Origin of the sequence: Janibacter sp. Soil728, assembly GCF_001428305.1 — a bacterium.
In the GTDB taxonomy this organism is placed as follows: Bacteria; Actinomycetota; Actinomycetes; order Actinomycetales; family Dermatophilaceae; genus Janibacter.
In genome coordinates this window covers 1-16,330 of the sequence record NZ_LMRZ01000004.1, presented here as the reverse complement: position 1 = coordinate 16,330, position 16,330 = coordinate 1, and the positions used below count along the sequence as shown (strand labels likewise).

At 65.5% G+C, this 16,330-nt stretch carries 17 protein-coding genes; 2 read left to right on the top strand and 15 right to left on the bottom strand.

Annotated elements, in window-relative coordinates; all coding sequences use genetic code 11:
• Positions 1–11: 11 nt before the first annotated feature.
• The 14 genes from ASG73_RS06800 to cmtR (ASG73_RS06740) form a co-directional block, all read right to left on the bottom strand.
• The gene (locus ASG73_RS06800) at positions 12–2,081 is read right to left on the bottom strand and encodes a hypothetical protein (protein ID WP_055992874.1); all 2,070 of its coding nucleotides are present in this window, start codon (positions 2,079–2,081) and stop codon (positions 12–14) included.
• The gene (locus tag ASG73_RS06795) at positions 2,072–4,711 is read right to left on the bottom strand and encodes an ATP-binding protein (RefSeq protein ID WP_055992872.1); all 2,640 of its coding nucleotides are present in this window, start codon (positions 4,709–4,711) and stop codon (positions 2,072–2,074) included. The genes ASG73_RS06800 and ASG73_RS06795 overlap by 10 nt, the downstream gene beginning before the upstream one ends.
• The gene (locus ASG73_RS06790) at positions 4,708–5,046 is read right to left on the bottom strand and encodes a hypothetical protein (RefSeq protein ID WP_055992869.1); all 339 of its coding nucleotides are present in this window, start codon (positions 5,044–5,046) and stop codon (positions 4,708–4,710) included. The genes ASG73_RS06795 and ASG73_RS06790 overlap by 4 nt, the downstream gene beginning before the upstream one ends.
• Positions 5,047–5,057: 11 nt before the next feature.
• Positions 5,058–5,297, bottom strand: coding sequence for a hypothetical protein (locus tag ASG73_RS06785; protein ID WP_156466180.1), 240 nt, complete (start codon positions 5,295–5,297; stop codon positions 5,058–5,060).
• Positions 5,298–5,711: 414 nt separating this feature from the next.
• On the bottom strand, positions 5,712–6,011 hold the full coding sequence (locus ASG73_RS06780; protein ID WP_055992863.1) for a hypothetical protein: 300 nt from the start codon (positions 6,009–6,011) through the stop codon (positions 5,712–5,714).
• Between the two features lie 385 nt (positions 6,012–6,396).
• On the bottom strand, positions 6,397–6,993 hold the full coding sequence (locus ASG73_RS06775; RefSeq protein WP_055994354.1) for a cadmium resistance transporter: 597 nt from the start codon (positions 6,991–6,993) through the stop codon (positions 6,397–6,399).
• Complete coding sequence (cmtR, locus tag ASG73_RS06770) at positions 6,990–7,349, bottom strand: Cd(II)/Pb(II)-sensing metalloregulatory transcriptional regulator CmtR (RefSeq protein ID WP_055992860.1); 360 nt, start codon at positions 7,347–7,349, stop codon at positions 6,990–6,992. The genes ASG73_RS06775 and cmtR (ASG73_RS06770) overlap by 4 nt, the downstream gene beginning before the upstream one ends.
• A 35-nt stretch (positions 7,350–7,384) precedes the next feature.
• Positions 7,385–7,510 carry a hypothetical protein gene (locus tag ASG73_RS18490; protein WP_268766353.1) on the bottom strand — a complete coding sequence of 42 codons (126 nt, stop codon included), beginning with the start codon at positions 7,508–7,510 and terminating at the stop codon, positions 7,385–7,387.
• Between the two features lie 228 nt (positions 7,511–7,738).
• Positions 7,739–8,497 (bottom strand): cytochrome c biogenesis CcdA family protein, encoded by a 759-nt coding sequence (locus ASG73_RS06765; protein WP_055992857.1) that lies wholly within the window; start codon positions 8,495–8,497, stop codon positions 7,739–7,741.
• Positions 8,494–9,087, bottom strand: a complete 594-nt coding sequence (locus ASG73_RS06760; RefSeq protein ID WP_055992855.1) for a TlpA disulfide reductase family protein — start codon at positions 9,085–9,087, stop codon at positions 8,494–8,496. The genes ASG73_RS06765 and ASG73_RS06760 overlap by 4 nt, the downstream gene beginning before the upstream one ends.
• Positions 9,088–9,231: 144 nt before the next feature.
• Entirely contained in the window at positions 9,232–9,864 is a 633-nt protein-coding gene (locus ASG73_RS06755) for a vitamin K epoxide reductase family protein (RefSeq protein ID WP_055992852.1), read from the bottom strand.
• A complete protein-coding gene (locus ASG73_RS06750; RefSeq protein ID WP_055992849.1) occupies positions 9,845–10,489 on the bottom strand; it encodes a DsbA family protein in 645 nt (214 codons plus the stop codon). Before ASG73_RS06750 ends, ASG73_RS06755 begins: the two co-directional genes overlap by 20 nt.
• Entirely contained in the window at positions 10,486–12,453 is a 1,968-nt protein-coding gene (locus tag ASG73_RS06745; protein ID WP_055992846.1) for a heavy metal translocating P-type ATPase, read from the bottom strand. The genes ASG73_RS06750 and ASG73_RS06745 overlap by 4 nt, the downstream gene beginning before the upstream one ends.
• Complete coding sequence (gene cmtR / locus ASG73_RS06740) at positions 12,450–12,839, bottom strand: Cd(II)/Pb(II)-sensing metalloregulatory transcriptional regulator CmtR (protein ID WP_055994351.1); 390 nt, start codon at positions 12,837–12,839, stop codon at positions 12,450–12,452. Before cmtR (ASG73_RS06740) ends, ASG73_RS06745 begins: the two co-directional genes overlap by 4 nt.
• Positions 12,840–12,925: 86 nt before the next feature.
• Between cmtR (ASG73_RS06740) and ASG73_RS06735 the strand changes: the two genes are divergently transcribed.
• Both ASG73_RS06735 and ASG73_RS06730 read left to right on the top strand, forming a co-directional pair.
• Entirely contained in the window at positions 12,926–13,303 is a 378-nt protein-coding gene (locus tag ASG73_RS06735) for an ArsR/SmtB family transcription factor (protein WP_055992843.1), read from the top strand.
• Positions 13,303–14,238 carry a cation diffusion facilitator family transporter gene (locus ASG73_RS06730; RefSeq protein WP_055992840.1) on the top strand — a complete coding sequence of 312 codons (936 nt, stop codon included), beginning with the start codon at positions 13,303–13,305 and terminating at the stop codon, positions 14,236–14,238. The genes ASG73_RS06735 and ASG73_RS06730 overlap by 1 nt, the downstream gene beginning before the upstream one ends.
• Positions 14,239–15,051: 813 nt before the next feature.
• On the opposite strand, the gene ASG73_RS06725 is transcribed toward ASG73_RS06730, so the two are convergent.
• Complete coding sequence (locus ASG73_RS06725; RefSeq protein ID WP_055992837.1) at positions 15,052–16,230, bottom strand: IS481 family transposase; 1,179 nt, start codon at positions 16,228–16,230, stop codon at positions 15,052–15,054.
• Positions 16,231–16,330 lie beyond the last annotated feature (100 nt).

Here is a 16,330-nt window from a genome sequence, read left to right as displayed (position 1 = left end):
ACTCCGGCCATTCACGACATCTCACCTCGCTGCACCTCGTCCAAGCCGTTGCTCGCCACAAAGGTCTTGGTCGCTGCGTCGTAGATGACCCACCCGGCCTCGTCAGGATTGGCCCGCACGTCGTGAACCTCTGCACCTTCGTCGTAGCGTCTGGCCACAGGATGGGAGGCATTCCCTTCCTGATTGGGAGCCTGTTCAAAGGGGCCGCCGGACGTGTCCTCGATGAAAACTACGGGCGTCACCGCTTGGTCAGCAGATTCCTTCTCCTCGCGGCCGGCCTCAAACTCCTCCGCCGGCGCCTCGTCCCGGAGGCCGTCGACTTGGATCACGACGTCAGGAAGTCCGTCGCCACTCTCCCGGTCATCGCCATCGCGCATGTCTGGGTTGCCCGAGTAGCGGTGAGTCGGCAGTTCCTCCGGCTTCACGCCGGGGTGCGGTTCCTTCTCGGCATCAGACCGTCGAGACGAGTCGTCGTCCTCCTCCTGCTCGAGTGGTTCGTCGCCCCACTGGTGGGTCTGGTGCTTTTGCCCTGGAGGCGAACCGCGACCCTCTTCCGGCTCCTCGCGCTCCTTTTCGTCTCCCTCTTCGTCGTCGTCATCGCCACCGCCACCGATCTTGGTTCCCGCCGCGATGGTCAGCACCGTCTTGGCGATCTTGATGACTCCGCCAGACTGCGACCCGTCGGCGCCAGGCATGTTCAAAGACGTGAACCGCGTCAGCGCCCGCACTGGGTGGAGCACGACCCAGCCGACCAAGGTCAAGACCGCGACGCAAAGACACTGCCAGCCGAAGGGAATCTCGTCGGCTTCTGTGATGAAGCGGGCCAGCGCGATGTACACCGCCGCACCTAGGCCAAAGATCACGGTGTTGAGCACGACTGCGCCCAGTTTGCGTGCCACGGAGCGTGCGACGGAGGGCATCATCACCATGACCGCGCCGAGCATCGGCCCCAGGATGACGGTGAAGCGCCAGTACAGGAAGCACAGCAGGAGCAGGACGAAGGCGAGGAACGGGAGGGAGAACGCCATCGGGGCGACGAGAGATCCGCCGATGGCCAGCCCCATTCGCTGCCCGAAGTTGGAGCTCGTCAGGGTTTGGTAGGCGCTGGGGTCTTCGTCCTTGATCTTCGCGGCCACCTTCTTGAAGTCCTTCTTTTTGGCCTCGTAGATCTCTTTCCCGGCCCCACTCGGGTCGCGGTTGACCGCGTCCTTCTCTGCGTAGGTCAGGGTGCGGGAGGCATAGAGCTCGTAGCCGTACTTCTGCGCCACGGCCGAGTCGTCGGAGCCCAGTTGCCCTCGAAGCCAAACGTCCCACACGAGTGCCTTGTAGAGCGGCCCTACGAAAACGGCGCCGGGCTGCTCGCGGTCGGCTTGTGACGGCGGTTCGTCCTTGCCACTGATGATGTTCTTCTGACCGGTGAGGACAACAGCGGACACGGTGTCGTCCGTCGCCTTTGCCGCCTTGATCGGCCACCCCACCGTCAGACCGACGACACAGAAGCCGATCAGGACGAAGGCCAGGACCTTTAGCGTCTTGCTCACCTGACGCCGTGCGGCGTAGACGAGCGCGGACAGCGCGGCCAGCAGGATGAACATCGGCATCAACGGCTCTGCGAAGGACTGCGCCATGGCCGTCGAGGTGTGCTGCAAAACCGGGTCGAGGAAGTCGAGCCAGTCGGGGTTGCCGAAGGCATTGCCCGCGGACACCGTCGCGCCGGCCGACAGCACCGCGGGAAGGAAGACCGACGAAGCGATCCCGTCCATCGCCTCCCCCGGCTTCTCGGTTACATCGCCCGTGCCGAAATCGCAGTCGTCATCGAAGGAGAACCACGACAGGCCGGCGACCCCATGGTTCTGCAGCAGGCTCGCCCCCGACGTCGGGTCCACCTCGCTTGGAGCAGTCTTGGGAGCAGGCAGCAGCCAGCCACCCAGACCGTCGGTCGGCGCTTCAGCAACCGGCGCCGTCTCGCATCCGAACGGATCGGGCGCGGCTGACGCCGGCGAGACGCCCACGAGGAGCACCGCCGCTACGGCCGCCATCAGCGAGATCAGGATTCGGTACGCGTGTCGCATCAGACCCACTCCAGCTCGTTGGCGACGGCCCCGAGGTGCCGGCGATCCTGCCCCTTGGGTCGGGTGTCCAGCAGTTCCCAGAGCCCCGGCAACACGTCCCGGTTGACGCGGAATCGGCCCACCTTGCCGTTGATACGCGCGACGAAGTCGCGGTACTCGGCGCTCTCGGGTGTCCCTTCGGGCGACCGAAGGTTTCCCAGTGTTCGCTCGTAACCGACACCGGTCTTCACACCGATGAGGCGAAGGGCGTCCTCCTGCTGGTCCTGGTCGTCCAGGGCCCCGATGAACGCGTCGCTGATGAGGGCCTTGGAGGCCGACTGCGCCGACAGGGCTGTGTGCCGATCCTGCGAACTGGTCACGATGCGGGCGTTCCACTTCCGGCTGTCTCGCTCGAGCCGAGCAAAGAGGTTGCGGCCTGATGCCCACTCCGACAGACGGTGCGCCTCGTCGAGCCCGACGAACTTCCGCTCGTCCATGCCGCCCGAGTAGATTCGCGACGCCGCGAACTGGGCGGCGAGGTTGAGGACTGCAACAGACAGGCGCTCGTCCACGGACCACGACGAACGCTCCGCGTCCTGCCTCGGCAGACCCATGCCGGGAAGGGTGATGACGAGCAGCCGGGCCGAGGACTGCGCCGGTGCGCCTCGGTTGAAGAACAGCCGAGTCCGCGGGTGCTCCATCATCTGCCGCAGGCTCTCGTACAAGGTCCGCGCCATGTCCTCGGGGAACAGCGAACGGTCCGCGAGCAGTTCCACGACGTCCGCAAGCGACGCGTACTGACTGCTGTCCTGCTGCGCCAGGGCACGCGAGAGCAGGACCTCGGTCATCGGGCCGGACATCACGCCCTCAGGAAGGATGCTGCGCATCGCGTCCAGAGCCAGCGCCGAGCGCTCCATACGAGCCACCTGCCGCGCGTCCCACCATTTCTGCTGTAAGTACTCGGTCCGATCCCGCGGCGTGGCCAGAGTCCGCAGCTTCTCCTGCACCGCATCGTCTGCCTCGACCGACTCCACCGTCGGATCCACGACCACGCCGAAGGGAGACAAGGTCCCCTCAGCCGCGTCCAAGAGATTCAGCGCGCTGGAGACGTGCGCGATGGGCTCCCACTTCGTGATGCGTGCCAGCGGCCCGGACGGATCGAAGACCGTTGTGGACACATTGCTCAGCGTCTCCAGTGCCGAAAGGAGCCCCATGAGCGTGGACTTGCCGCCACCGAGCCCGGAGACCAGCGGCGTCAGCCCCGAGCGGGACGAGCGCTCCATGCCCTGATGCATGTCCCAGATGAACGGGTGACCGCCAGCACCGACCGTTGACCCGATGAGGTGCCCTTCGCGATCGCCCAGGCGACTGGACACGTTCGGCAGGCCAGCCGCGTAGGTCGCGACCGGCATGTGCCGAAGGTGGGCGGTCGTGGAAATGCCCTCGCCGGGCACGAACTCTCGGTACGCGCCCTCGACGTTGCGCATGTACTTCAGGTCGATCCGCTCGGCCTCGTAGTGCTTGACCAGCCCTTGTGCCCGCTCCAGGGCAGCCTTGCTGGTAGGAGCGGCGACAGCGAACCGGACATAGGCGTAGACACGAGTGGACTCGGTGCCGTAACCCTCTTCCATCTCGTGCTTCATCGCCCGTGCGGCTCGGTGTGCCTGCCCGAGCATGGGCGGCTCCATCCGCGAGTCGACGCGCTGGAACTGGTCCTTCTGATCGTGGATGAGCTGCAGCCGCTTCTCCACGTCCTTGGCTGCAGCAGCTCCGCCACGCACGAGGAAGTGGGCCGACATCTCGAACCCGCCAAAGCGTCGCGCGTAGGCCGCCCACGGTGGGGAGGTTTCCGGGATTGACCGGTCTTCCATCCTGGCCATCGACAGCACCGCCACGTGCGTCTCGACCGGGTCAACGGTCCGAGACCGGTCTGGCGAGCCGACCAGTCGCACCGTGCGCGCCCCGATCGGACCCGGGTGAACCTCGACCTGGTCCATCACGCCTGCCAGATCGAAGACGTCCACCGGCTCAGCGCCCGCCGCCCACGACGGCGACGGATTGGGAAGGCCGAGACCACGGGACCTCGACACCAGCCACTCCACTTCCCGCTGGGTGGCTGGCCGACCGATGGACTCCATCAGCGCGTCCAGATTCTCGATATCAGCACTCAGACGAGACGCGGCACGCCCCGCGCGGTCACCACGGCGGAGGCTCGCGAGCATCTGGGCGACGGTGGACTCGTTGCCGACAGACACACCCCACATGACCGGCGTCGCCGACAAGGATCGCGAAGCCAGCGCCCGTTGTCCTCCAGCGAGGTACTCGCGCCACGCGGCATCGTTGACCGGGGACGATGTCCTGGCGTCCAAGGCCGCGGCCCACATCGACGCGGCGAAGGGCATCGATGACACCCGCTCGTGCACACTGCGGCCGGCCAGACCCGTCAGGACTCGTGCAGCGTTGTAGATGTGCCCTTCGCGCTGGTCGGTGGACAGGAACTCCCAGTCCACCTCACGCAGGACGTACCAGGCGCGCACTTCGCCCTTCGCCGTCGTGACGTGACCCGAGATCCCGGTCAGCTGCCAGTCGTAAGACTTCGGGACGGACACGTCCAGGCCGCGGCCCTTCGACCCGGACTTCTTCGGCTTCTCAAAGATCACTTGAGGTCACCCACCTTCGAGTCGTGGTCGAGTCGGTCTCGGCGGAACCGTCGCCGCGCGTCTACCTCGGATCGGATGATCCGCAGCCACGCGCCGAACGGCACTTCACCGGTGACGAAGTCGGCAAGGACCCAGGAGCCGATCCCGCCAAATACCGCTCCAGAGGCACCCGCGAGGAACCACCCCAGAGGCGAGAACAGCAGCGCCAGTAGCGGAGCGAGTGCCAGGAAGATGAACACGGCCACGTACCGCGGATGCATAGGAATCTCGATCCCGTCCACCTCGACCAAACGCCCCTGAAACCTCCAGACGCGGTCGTCCGTCGTCAGTCGCACGGCACCCCACCTCAGAAGTTGAAGATGGCTGAGACCATGTCGCGGCCCGTGGCGGTGCCCACAAGGCCGGCCAGACCGACGATGAGGAAGACGATCAAGACGCCCCCGAGCGTCGACAGCAAGTCGCGCACGCCGGACTTCTTCGTCCCGAAGGCGAACAGGGCCACCAGGCCCACCGCGATGATCCCGATCCCCAACAGGCCGAAGAGCTCACCCTTCAACCCGTCGGTGTTGACGATGTCAGCCGACACCACAGCGACCCGAGACGAAACGTTGAAACCCACCATGACAACCACTCCTCTTCCTGATCAGTTGCTGGACCCTGCGCCACACGTCCATAGTACGCAGCGCACAGTGCACTACGCATCTTTCACGGCCAGACGGGTCCGATGTTGTGCGAAGCCCTGCCCGCAAACTCAGGACATCACAGGCGGGCGACCGCCGCAGACGGCTATCCACAGGGTCACCTCGGGTACGCGAACCCGGCCCAGCAGTCGGTCACGTCAGAAGAGATCATTCAAGAGCGTGTCCACGTGCGGTACAACCATGCAGCCCCACAGGGCAAGCGCGTGGTCTGCGTCGGTCCCCGCGGACGCCCGACTCAGCATGGAGTGGACCAGGACTCAAGGGCCCCAAAATCGCTTCCAAGGTGAATCGGCCGCGAGCTAAAGTGCGTCTTCCAGCGCTAGCCGCAACTTCCGCTCGTCGGGAACCAATTGCCCACCTGGGTACATGCGGCACGCGAGGGCCGCGGCCGCACCGGGGACGGCGAAGGGGTCGACACCATCGATCAAGATGGTCGGAGACCCGACGAACCCACGCCGCTCGGCCTCTGCTTGGTTGTCGATCGTCGTGACATGAACACCGACGCCACTCAGGCCCATTTCACTCAGGCATTCGCGTAGCAGGGCCAGGGCCGGCTGTTCATTGGGGCAGTCCGGCACCACCAGCAGATCAATGCGCATCTTCACATCCTTCCATGACAACGAGCCGTGGGCTTCAGGCGTAAGACCGTCAGACCAGCGCACTCCAGTACGTCCAGAAGCGCTGTGCGATGAGGCCGAGGATCACGAGGTACCAGGCGGTGAGGACTGCACCTCGGAATCGGCGCACAAGGCGTTGGCGCGGGTCTTGCCGTGTGGTGACTCGCACGGCAGTCGCACGACAAAGTTCGTCGGTGTTATGACCATCACCACTATCGAGTCCACCACTCTTGTGAGTGGGTTCCCCTCTCTTTCTATCCCCATCGCAACCCCTCAGCGCGGCTCAGACTCGGATGCCACTGAGCCGAGGGCACCGCGGTGACGATCCCCTACGAGAACGTCACGGACCTAACCGGCCTTCTCGCAGCTAGAGACCAAACGCTCCGCCGGTGACGAGGATGACGATGCCGAGGCCGATCAGGACGACCGGGAACAGGATGTGTTCCCAGCGTTCCAGAATTTCAGCGATCGGTGGGCGGGTGGCGACGAATTTGGCGAGTGCGACCAAAACGGCGACCAGCGCGAGGAAGACGATGCAGTAGGCGACGACCGCTAGGGGGTCCACGCTGAGGAAGACGGGGGTGTAGACGCCGATGTTGTCTCCGCCGTTGGCGAAGGTGACACCGGCGACGGTCCACGCGCCGATCTTCTTACCAGCGACCTTCGCGTCGTCATCATCATCACCGCCGCGCCAGGCGTTCCATGCAGCCCATAGCCCGAGGACCAGAGGGATAAGCCCGAAGTAGGGAATGGCCCCGGAGGGCAGGAAGGCGCCGGCCCCAATGGTCACCAGCACTGCCGCGCCGAGAATGCCGGCGAATCCGAGGTACTGGCCGACCAGGATGCGGGTAGTGGTACCGCGCTGGCCCGCTCCTCGAGCGAAGAAAAGCGACAGCACGATGATGTCGTCGATGTTGGTGGCCATGAACAGGCCGATGGCCTGGAGTGTCGTGGTGAGCATCAGGCGTCCACCTCTCCTGCGCAGCAGCCCGGGACCAAGCAGCCCGGCTCGACGCATGGGGCGCTTTCGTCGACAGCCAGGGTGACGTCGACCAGCGCCGCCAGTGCCTGTGCGAGATGTGAGTCGACGATTTCATAGCGCGTCCTGCGGCCCTCGTGCTCGGCAATCACGATGCCGCAGTCGCGCAGGCAGGCCAAGTGGTTGGACACGTTCGAGCGAGTCAGGTCCAGGTCCCGGGCCAGCTCTGCCGGGTAGGCCGGGCTGTCGAGCAGGGTCAGGAGGATCCGGGATCTGGTCGGGTCGGCCAGCGCGCGGCCCAGACGATGCATCACGTCCAGTCGAGAAGTAATGGTCAGCATCTAGTGAACTATACAGTATTTGATGAACCAACCAGTCAACCCAAAGCGGAAGAGAAACGCTGTGCGGTGTCGATCGTGGTCTTCAGGCGAAGATGCGCCGCGTGCCTGCGCCGCAAAAGACCACGCCACGACCCCGCCACGGTGGTCTCGACCTTGTCCATGGACTCGGTGTCGAGGGTGAAACCGGACTGCGGACGCCAGTTCGGGTGAACTCACCGGTGTAGAGGCTGAGCGCGACGGCAGGCGCCGCCTGTCTGGGAAGACCGAGACGGGCCCCAGCTGAGAGTCGATCGCCCCCGTCGGCAGGAATAGCCTGATGAAGCCGAACTGCTCGGGCTAGCTCGCGGGCCCCACTTTGATCGCCCCGGGGGGTCTTGTGCCGATCGCCATCAGATGAGTACCTGCACGTCGCTGATCAGGCGGATCTGTAGCCACTGGGTGATTGCGTCCCAGCCGCCGGTGAGCAGGAGTGTCCCGACGATGATCAGCAGGGTTGCGCCGACCACCTGGATCGCGCGCTGGTGTCGTTGCAGCCACGACGAGACCGGTGCCCAGCGCTCGTAGGCCGCGGCGATGAGGATGAAGGGCAGTCCCAGCCCGAGGCAGTAGGCCACGGCAAGAACGACAGCTCGGGTGATCGATGCGTCGCCGGCGAGGTTGAGCGCGAGGACCGCGGCGAGTGTCGGACCCATGCAGGGCGCCCAGCCCAGACCGAACACGGCCCCGAGGACAGGCGCCCCGGCCAAGCCGGTGGCGGGCTTGATCGGCAGTCGGAAGGTCCGCTGCGAACCGGCGCCGAGGAAGACAAGGGCCATGAGAATCACCACTACGCCACCGATGCGCATCAGCAGCTCTCGGTGCTCAACGAGCGCGCGGCCGGCGCTGGCCACGAACATCGAGGCAAGAACGAAAACGAGGGTGAAGCCGAGGATGAACAGCAGCGCGCCCACCACCATCCGGCCGCGGCTGCGCCTCTCCAGTGCCACGTCGGACAGGCCGGTAACATAGCCGAGATAGCCCGGCACGAGGGGCAGCACGCAGGGCGTGGCGAAGGAGACGAGCCCCGCGAGGGCTGCGACGAGCGCCGCAAGAGGCAGAGCCCCGCTGGCGACCTGGTCACTGAGCCCGGTCGTGAAAGCGACGATCATCGGTCCCCCTCGGCAAGGGTGTCCTCGATCAAGCCTCGCAGGGTCGACTGCGTGGTCGCTCCGAGGACAACCGCAGCGATACGACCCTGGCGGTCGAGGACAGCGGTGGAGGGCTGGGTGGTCATCTTGCCTTGCATGGCGATCGAGGTGGTGCCGGACTTGTCGTAGATCGAGGGCCACGTGAAGCCCCACGTCTTGGCTTGTGCTCTGCCGGTCGCTACGGAGGACTCTCGGAAGTTGATCCCGACGATCTGCACGTCATCGCCCTTCAACTCCTTGTTGAGCGCGACGAGGTGTGGGGCCTCTTTGGCGCAGGGTCCGCACCAGCTGGCCCAGACGTTGACGACGACGACCTGGCCGCGGTGATCGGCGCTGTCCCACGTCTGGCCGTCAAGCGTTTTACCAGCGAGTTCAACCGGTTTGCCCCGCTGGGTCTCGTCGAAAGCGGTCACGCTGCCGTCCCCGGATCGATAGCCGAGGTCTTGCTCGTCCTTGGCGCCGGATGAGGAGCACGCGGCGAGACCACCGGTGGCAGCGATGGCACTGGCCGCGGCGAGGAGACTTCGGCGGGAGGGACAGCGTGCGGTCATTCGGGTCTCATGCTCCTGAGGTTGTCGCCGCGCGTGCGTGGATGCGCGGCAAGGTATCGGGGTCGTCGTTCGTCAGTGCCGAGGTGGCTGGAGGATGCAGCTCGGCCTCTCGGCGTGATTGCGATTCGGTCCACGGGTCAGTAATCACAGGAGCGTGACCCAGTAGTCCCAGAACCTGATAGCGATGAGCACGATGATCACGAGGTACCAGGCGGTCAGGGCTGCTGCGCGGTACTCGATGAGCATTGCTACCACCCGGGGAACGTGCCGAACTGTGGTGGCTCGCCAACGCTGGAGGTTGTGGATGGTGGTGTGCCAGAAGACGGCGATGGTCACGACCCACACGACCATGCAATAGGGACACAGGGCTCCGATGACGTACAGGCTCTGGAAGATCAGCCAGTGGATGAACATCACCGCGAGGGTTACCGCTGCCTGGGCCGCCACCCACAACCATGCACGAAGGCTCGTGGCACTGACCAGGACTGCTCCAAGCATGGCAAGGGCCGCGAACCCGGCGACTCCGATGAGCGGGTTGGGGATACCGAAGGCGTCTGCCTGCGGGGTGACCATGACCGAGCCGCAGGACAGGATCGGGTTGATGCTGCAGGAGGGGACGTAGTCCGGGTTCTTGAGTAGCTCGATCTTCTCCACGAGTAGCACGACGGCGCAGAGCAGCCCGATCAGGCCACCGACGAGGTACAGCCAGCCCAGTCCACGTGCGTTGACCGCAGTCGCCGGGGTGACGACGGTCGGCTCAGTCTTCGATTGCGGCATCAAGCTTGGTCTCGAAGTCGGCGATGGTGGTCGGCTCGATCTTTTTGCCGTCGAGGAAGAAGGTGGGTGTGCCGGTGACGCCCAGTGTCTGGGCGTCCTTCGTGCTCTGCTCAATGCGCTGCGCGGCGGCGGGGTCCTTCAGGCTGGCGCGGTACTGCTTCATGTCCAGCCCCAGCTCCTGGGCATATCCCTCGAAGGTCTTCTCCTTGGACGACTCAGAGTGGCTCCACTCGGCCTGCGTCTCGAAGAGCTTGTCGTGCATCTCCTCGAACTTGCCCTGTTCACGGGCGGCCTCGGCAGCTAGCGCCGCGTTCATCGAGTTTCCGTGGAGGGGGAGGTAGCGCACCACGAAGGTCACGTCTTTGCCGTATTTCTCTCGCAGGTCTGTCATGACGGGGTGGGCTGCGCCGCAGGCCTCGCACTCGAAGTCGAGGTACTCCACGAACACTGCCTTCTTGCCGGAGGTCAGGCGGGGGCTGTCATCGCGGACCAAGGGCGCGGACGCCCCGCTTCCGGACCCCGTGGGTGCCGGCTCTTCGCCGGCCCGGCTGAACGTCACCGCAGCCACCAACGCCACCAGAACCGCCACGATCATGGCCATGGACAGTTTCAGGCTCTTGCTCATCGGGATCCAATCATCGAAGGGCGCTGCTGGCGCGCAGAGTAGTCATCGTTTCTGGCCACAGGCTGGGAATGGCGCTGGGTGCGGATAGCTCGCAAACCGTTGGCGATGACGATGACCTCCGCGACCTCGTGGACCAGCACGACCGCAGCCAAACCCAGCACGCCGAACAGGGCGAGCGGGAAGAGGACCGCGATCAGGGCCACGGACAGGACGACGTTCTGGGTCATGATCGCTCGTCCGCGGCGGGCATGTGCGAGGGCTTGTGGCAGCAGCCGCAGGTCGTGGCCGGTGAAGGCGACGTCTGCGGACTCGACTGCGGCGGCGGAACCACTGGCACCCATCGCGATACCGACGGTGGCCGTGGCCAGCGCGGGCGCGTCGTTGATGCCGTCGCCGATCATCGCCGTCGGGGCCGTGGCCATCGAGGCACGGATGTGGTCGGCCTTGTCCTGGGGCAGGGTCTCCGCGTGAACCTCTCGGATGCCGGCTTCACTAGCGATGGCCTGCGCGGTGCGAGTGTTGTCACCGGTAAGCATCACGGTGGACACGCCCTGCTGGTGCAAGGCGGAGACGGCCTGGGCTGCTTCAGGGCGCAGCTCGTCGCGGATGCCGATCACGCCGCACGCTTGATCGTTGACCTCGACCACTATGAGGCTCATACCTTGGCTGGCCATGGCGTCGGCCTGCTTGCTCAGGTCGTTCGGGGCGACCCAGCGGGGGCTGCCAACGCGTACCCGGCGTCCCTCCACCAACCCGGTGACACCGTGCCCGGCGTGCTCATGGACATCGCTCGCCGCAGGATGATCTGGTGAGGCAGCGACCACCGCCGCCGCCAGGGGGTGGGTGCTGGTGGCCTCCAGAGCCGCGGCCAAGGAGAGCACCTCCGCGTCGGTGTGACCCTTGGCCGCCTGAGTGGCCACCACCCGGGGCTCGTTGCGAGTCAGGGTGCCTGTCTTGTCGAAGGCGACCGTGCGGATCGTCCCGAGCTGCTCGAAAGCTGCTCCCGACTTGATGATCACCCCGAACTTGCTGGCCGAGCCGATCGCTGAGATCACCGTGACCGGGACCGCGATCGCCAACGCACAGGGTGAGGCCGCGACCAGCACCACCAGCGCACGCTCGATCCACGTCTGTGGGTCGCCCACCACGAACCCGTACGCCGCAACCAGAGCAGCGGCCAGCAGCACCAACGGGACGAGTGGTTGGGCGATGCGGTCAGCCAGGCGCGCACGCTCGCCCTTGTCCGCGTGCGCCTGCTCGACGAGCTCGACCATCTGAGTCAGGGAGTTGTCGCGCCCATCGGCGACTGCTGTGATGCGCAACGTGCCCGAGGTGTTGACCGATCCGGCCGCGATCTCGACGCCGGGTGCGACCTCGACGGGGATCGACTCTCCAGTGATCGCAGAGGTGTCCATCCACGAATGACCAACCTCGACCACGCCGTCCGTACTCACCCGATCGCCAGCGCCGACGACGAGGACATCGCCCCGCCGGACCTGATCAGCCGGGATCCGCTCGTCACGTCCCGGACGCGAGACCACCGCGGTCTCCGGGATCAGGGACAACAACGCCCGCAGCCCGTGACGGGCCCGGTCCATAGCGCGGTCCTCAAGTGCCTCGGCAATCGAGAACAGGAAGGCCAAAGCAGCAGCCTCACCCACGTGCCCTAGAAGCACAGCGCCGGTGCCGGCGATCGTCATCAACAGGCCCACACCCAGCCGGCCACTCCCCCGCCCCGTGACCAGGCGGCGCACCGCGCTCGGGGCGAACGTCCAGGCCCCGGCCGCCACACCGACCGCGTAGATGACCACGGCGGGGACCTCGGCGCCGGCGAACTCCAGGAGCAAGCCACTCAGCCAGAAAACGCCCGCGATGGCCGGCAAGGCCAGGCCCCGATCGCGCCACCACGGCACCAGGTCATCGGGTGCCGTCTCGTCAGAGTCTCCACAGCACGCATCGCTCATCGCGCAACCTCATTCGTCTCTTCGAGGATGAGTGGAGGCGTGGCCCCGCAGCACAGCGGTACATCGCAGTCCGCATCCATGCAGGGGACGCCGTCGTCGACCGCCAAGACCACGTCCATCAAGGTCTCCAACGCCCGAGTCAGATGCGCGTCGGCGATCTCGTACCGGGTGCGACGTCCCTCCGGTGCGGTGGTCACGATCCCGCAGCCGCGCAGACAGGCCAGATGATTCGAGACGTTCGTGCGGCTCAGTCCTAGATCCTTAGCCAACTGCGCTGGATAACTCGCGTCCTGCAACAACGACACCAAGATCCGCGCTCGAGTCGGATCCGCCATCGCTCTACCCAAACGATTGAGCACGTCCAGTCGAGCGGCACTAGTCAGCATCCAGTGACCATACATTGACGACTGACCTGTATGCCAGCCGGGGTACTGGGCGCCAATTGATCGCTCCGCGACGGTAGCATCGCTCTATGACGATCAATAGCCAGCATGAAGATCCAGTCGCGATGGAGGTGTCTGACGCCTGCGCTGCCTTGTTCCATGCCTTGGCCGAGCCGACGCGCCTGGCGCTCCTGAAGCACCTCTCCAGTGGGGAGCATCGGGTCCGCGACTTGGTCGACCACATGCACCTTGCTCAGTCGACGGTGAGCAAGCACTTGGCGTGCCTGCGGGACTGTGGGCTGGTGAGGGTGCGGACCGAGGGCCGCGCGTCGTGGTTCTCGTTAACCGATTCGTCCCGACTGTGTGCCCTGTTCGAAAGCGCGGATGCGCTACTGGCAGCGTCGGGCGCGTCGTTGTCCCTGCGCGAGCACCGTGACCACGACCAACTTACGACCGAGGAGGTCTGATGGGATCCGACCACCACCACCGCCCGACACATGGGCAAGCGGGCAGTGGCTTGCGCAACCGCCTTCTGATTGCCTTTGGCATCACCTCGTTCATCGTCATCGCGCAGGCGATCGGAAGCGTCATCACCGGCAGCCTGGCGCTGCTGACGGACACTGCCCACGCTCTATCGGACTCCACCGGCCTGCTGGTCGCGGTTATCGCAGCCACCATGATGCTGCGGCCCCCCAGCAGCCAGCGCACGTGGGGTTTTGCGCGCATCGAGATCGTCGCTGCACTGGGCCAAGCGGCGTTGCTGCTGCTGGTGGGTTCTTACGCGGCCATCGAAGGGGTCCGCCGACTGGTTGAGCCCACGCAGGTCCAAGCCAGGGAACTGCTGCTCTTCGGCATCATCGGACTTATAGCCAACATCGGCGCGATGGCGGTCCTGTCCTCCAGTCGCGACGCGAACTTCAACATGCGCGCGGCATTCCTCGAAGTGCTCAACGACGCCTTGGGGTCCCTCGGGGTGATCGTGGCCGCCATCGTGATCGCCACCACAGGGTTCCAACGAGCGGACACCATCGCCGGGCTGTTCATCGCGGCCCTAATCCTCCCCCGCGCATACAAGCTCTTGCGCGAGACCGTGCGGGTGCTGATGGAGTTCACCCCGAAGGACGTCGACCTGGACGCCGTGCGGACACACATCCTTGAGCTGGAGCATGTTCGCGAGGTCCACGACCTGCACGCCTCCACGATCGGCACTGGCCTGCCCGTCATCTCCGCGCACGTCGTGATAGATGACGAGTGCTTCGAATCGGGCCACGCACCACAGATTCTGGAGCAGCTCATTTCGTGTGTGAAGGAGCACTTTCCCGTTTCCTTCGAGCATGCCACCATCCAGCTGGAGACGACCGCAGTACGAGAGCGAGCATGCACCTCGGTTCAACACACGTAGAGCGAACCACCACCCTTCGGGGGGTGAATTGGAACCCTTCGCACTCTTGTAGTTCGTCCGACGACGCGGCGTCACCAGAACCCGCCCTCCAGCACCTGGTGTGATGACTTTCCCTACTGACTCAAGGCGGGCCTTCGGCCCGCGCGCACGCCTCCGGCGCGCGCTCCGGTAGGGACCCCCGCGCTCCGGGCTCGTTCCTCGCCCTACGCGCACCCCCACCTACGCACGCTTGTCGGCGGCGCAGGTGGGGGTGCGACTCTCGTCCGATCCATCTCCCCGGCGGGCGACGATCCGACCTCTTCGAGAACCGGTCAAGGCCCAGCTCGGTTGCATGGTCCAGGTATGTCCTCCCGAACATGCGGTGGGCGGCATCGCGAAGAAGGGGGCCTTGACCGAACCTCTACGAGCTCTTCTCTGCTCCGCTATCGGGGCGATGGACCTCCGCGGGAGTTGGTACCCCCGTGGTACCCCCTCGGCGCACAACGGGGTGTAGAACTCACGAAACGCACCGACTGCACTGCCCGCAATCGGGCCGCACTGCGCACCCTTCGTGCTCGTAATGAGAAGGTCGTCGGTTCGATTCCGACAGGCGGCTCCATGTGATGTCTCAGGACATCGGAATAGCCGGACCTACAGAAATGTAGGTCCGGCTATTGCTTTTGTGGGCCGGGGGGTCGACCGGTGGGTTGGTAGNCCCGAAGGAGACGCAATAGACATATGTAATGAGAAGGTCGTCGGTTCGATTCCGACAGGCGGCTCCATGTGATGTCTCAGGACATCGGAATAGCCGGACCTACAGAAATGTAGGTCCGGCTATTGCTTTTGTGGGCCGGGGGGTCGACCGGTGGGTTGGTAGTCGCGGGTGGGGTCGAGGGTGAGCTCGCGCAGGAGTTCTCCGGTGGCGGCGTTGATGACTCGGATGTGCAGGTCTTGGACCAGGAGCAGGACGTAGGTTCCGGCGTGGGTCCGGCCGATGCCGATGTGGTGCAGTCGGCCGTGATGGCGCAGGGTGACGACGCCGGATGTGTCGATCTTGTCCTTGCGTACGCGGTCGTGAGTTGCGGTCGTGGTTCCCGGCTGGGCTTTGGGGCGGGCGTTGTAGGTCGTGGCGGGGGTGGCGCGGTGCGGTAGGGAGCGGTGGGGGCGGCGGTGGTTGTACTCGTCGCGGAAGGTGTCGAGCAGGGCTTGCAGGGCGTGGACGGTAGCGGGCTGCTCGGGTTGGGCTCGGAGCCATTTCTTCATCGTCTGCTGGAAGCGTTCGACCTTGCCGCAGGTCGTGGGGTGGGCTGGTCGGGAGTTCTTCTGGGTGATGCCGTGGCTGTTCAGGTAGGTCTCCAGGGCGTTCTTCCCACCGCGGCCGCCGGCGAACCTGGCGGTGTAGACCATCCCGTTGTCGGTCAGTGTGCTTGCGGGGCAACCGTGCTCGGTCACGGTGGTCTTGAAGGTGGCCAGCACGATCGGGCCGGTCACTGGCGTGTGGGCGCTGATGTGCAGGGCGTAGCGGGAGTGGTCGTCCAGCCAGGTGATGATCTCCACGTCGCGGCCACCGGCGAGGCGGAAGTGCGTGAAGTCGGACTGCCAGGTCTCGTTGGGCTGCTCGGCCTCGAAGCGGATGTAGGACGACTTCGGGCGCTTCTTCGGCTCGGGCGTGACCTTGCCGGCGCGCACGAGGATCCGGTTGATCGTGGCCCGGGACAGCTCGATCTTGTGGTGGTGTCGCAGGTGCCAGCCGATGGTGTCGGCTCCGGCGTCAAGCCCTTGCGCGGACAGTTGGTCGCGTAGCTGCAGGACCAGGTCGACCGTGGCTGCTGGGTTCGCGTTCGGGGTGGTTTTCGGGCGGCGGGATCGCGGCTCGAACGCGGCGTCGCCCTCGTCGCGGTATCGGGCCATCAGGCGGCTGATCCACCCCTGGGAGACACCGTAGGTGCGAGCGACCTCGGCCTGGGATTGGCCGGACAGAACTGCGGTGATGACCAAGCGCCGTTTCGACATCCCTCAGCATCGCGAGCCATCCGCGGCTATGCCGATGACCCGAGACACCCCTATTCCGATGTCGCGAGACACCCTATTCCGATGTCCTGAGCCAGCACAC

Coding starts and splice junctions, on each gene's coding strand:
- ASG73_RS06780 (WP_055992863.1), bottom strand. CDS start 6,011: ATGCGCATTGATCTGCTGGTGGTGCCGGACTGCCCCAATGAACAGCCG.
- cmtR (WP_055992860.1), bottom strand. CDS start 7,349: ATGCTGACCATTACTTCTCGACTGGACGTGATGCATCGTCTGGGCCGC.
- ASG73_RS18490 (WP_268766353.1), bottom strand. CDS start 7,510: ATGGACAAGGTCGAGACCACCGTGGCGGGGTCGTGGCGTGGTCTTTTG.
- ASG73_RS06765 (WP_055992857.1), bottom strand. CDS start 8,497: ATGATCGTCGCTTTCACGACCGGGCTCAGTGACCAGGTCGCCAGCGGG.
- ASG73_RS06760 (WP_055992855.1), bottom strand. CDS start 9,087: ATGACCGCACGCTGTCCCTCCCGCCGAAGTCTCCTCGCCGCGGCCAGT.
- ASG73_RS06755 (WP_055992852.1), bottom strand. CDS start 9,864: ATGCCGCAATCGAAGACTGAGCCGACCGTCGTCACCCCGGCGACTGCG.
- ASG73_RS06750 (WP_055992849.1), bottom strand. CDS start 10,489: ATGAGCAAGAGCCTGAAACTGTCCATGGCCATGATCGTGGCGGTTCTG.
- ASG73_RS06745 (WP_055992846.1), bottom strand. CDS start 12,453: ATGAGCGATGCGTGCTGTGGAGACTCTGACGAGACGGCACCCGATGAC.
- cmtR (WP_055994351.1), bottom strand. CDS start 12,839: ATGCTGACTAGTGCCGCTCGACTGGACGTGCTCAATCGTTTGGGTAGA.
- ASG73_RS06735 (WP_055992843.1), top strand. CDS start 12,926: ATGACGATCAATAGCCAGCATGAAGATCCAGTCGCGATGGAGGTGTCT.
- ASG73_RS06730 (WP_055992840.1), top strand. CDS start 13,303: ATGGGATCCGACCACCACCACCGCCCGACACATGGGCAAGCGGGCAGT.
- ASG73_RS06725 (WP_055992837.1), bottom strand. CDS start 16,230: ATGTCGAAACGGCGCTTGGTCATCACCGCAGTTCTGTCCGGCCAATCC.